We start from the raw sequence: 1,209 nt of genomic DNA on the forward strand, positions 1-1,209 counted from the left end.
TGACTTCAGTGTGTTTGGTGAAGACACACAGCCACTGAGAAAGAGAAATGGTAAGATAATCCCAATTTTTTTAAATTTCCGCATTTGAACTTAGGCCTTTGCTAATAGTGATGCTAATTTTTTAACGCCCTTTGCTATCGTGTTGGCTGTTGCTTTAGCAGCGCGAAAAGCTTCTTTTCCAGCGCGTTGCGTTCCCGTTATGGCACTTGTGAAAGAAACAGCCCCAGAGGCTAAAGCTGATGCTATATCAGGTAATTTGATGAAAAGGTAAATACCACAAAGGCCAACAGCTGAGAAATTAATTAAGGAAAGCATTATATCTTCAAGTGTTCCTGAGAAAATTTTTATTGCAAATTTGATATACAGGCCACCAAGCAGCACGACTAATACCTGCAAAAGGATGAAATTTACAACTTGCCCTAACCATGCTTCTGTGAATTTTCTGGTTGAGGAAAACATAGAGAGGCTTATGAAGAGTGGTCCTATTGATAGGACAAGAAACAAACCCAGCTTAGCAAACATTGAGACGACAAAACCAATTATAGCCATTGCCGTGGCATCTATTAAACAGATAAAACCAGCAAGCCATGTCACAAGAAACTTACCCGCTTCAGTCCATCCTGTGTACTTCTCTGATGCGTCAAAAACGTGTGCCCCCGCTTGTCTTAGCAGATGGTCCCATACATTTTGATCCGAGTGTGCTGCACCTTGTGTGACATTTGCAATGGCATTTGGCAGATCATTGAAAAATATATCCCTAACCCACGCATTATAATGAGCCGTGTTTGTAGCGAGAGCAACTATGATGCCGAGTTTGAAAGCTGTCGCTATAAACTCCCATAAAGGCGTGGAAGAACGCCCTGAGATGATATTGTATCCCATAAATATAACGTAGATTGTACAAGACGCTTTAAGTGGGGCACTTAAACCCGATGAAAGATGATTAATAGTTTCGTCCATTATATTTTCAAGAGTCTTCGTTACAACATTATTCATATCAGTAAATATGGTTATATTTTCAAATGCCATTGCACGTCCATTTCATCAAACTTTTACAAATATGATTATTTCTGATTTAATTACTATCTTGTTTTTGTTCAGCTTTTTCTTTCGCTTCTCGTTCGGTTTTAGTGCGCTCTTCTGCTTCTCTCTTGGCTTGTTCTTTTGCTTTTTGTTCAGCTTTCCATTTTTCATGTTTAGCTTTTTGTT

At 39.0% G+C, this 1,209-nt stretch carries 1 protein-coding gene and 1 pseudogene; both read right to left on the reverse strand.

Annotation, left to right across the window (positions count from 1 at the left end):
- Positions 1 to 84 (reverse strand): annotated as a pseudogene (locus ACFIQE_RS10555) (type IV secretion protein VblB7); the annotation flags it as partial.
- 6 nt (positions 85 to 90) lie between these two features.
- Positions 91 to 1,029 carry a type IV secretion system protein gene (locus ACFIQE_RS10560; RefSeq protein ID WP_375707720.1) on the reverse strand — a complete coding sequence of 313 codons (939 nt, stop codon included), beginning with the start codon at positions 1,027 to 1,029 and terminating at the stop codon, positions 91 to 93.
- Between the last annotated feature and the right edge of the window lie 180 nt (positions 1,030 to 1,209).

Source organism: Bartonella sp. AA1HLJMS (genome assembly GCF_042197445.1).
Taxonomy (GTDB): Bacteria; Pseudomonadota; Alphaproteobacteria; order Rhizobiales; family Rhizobiaceae; genus Bartonella.

Excerpts from the sequence above, each read along its gene's own strand:
- ACFIQE_RS10560 (WP_375707720.1), bottom strand. The coding sequence starts at position 1,029 with ATGGCATTTGAAAATATAACCATATTTACTGATATGAATAATGTTGTA.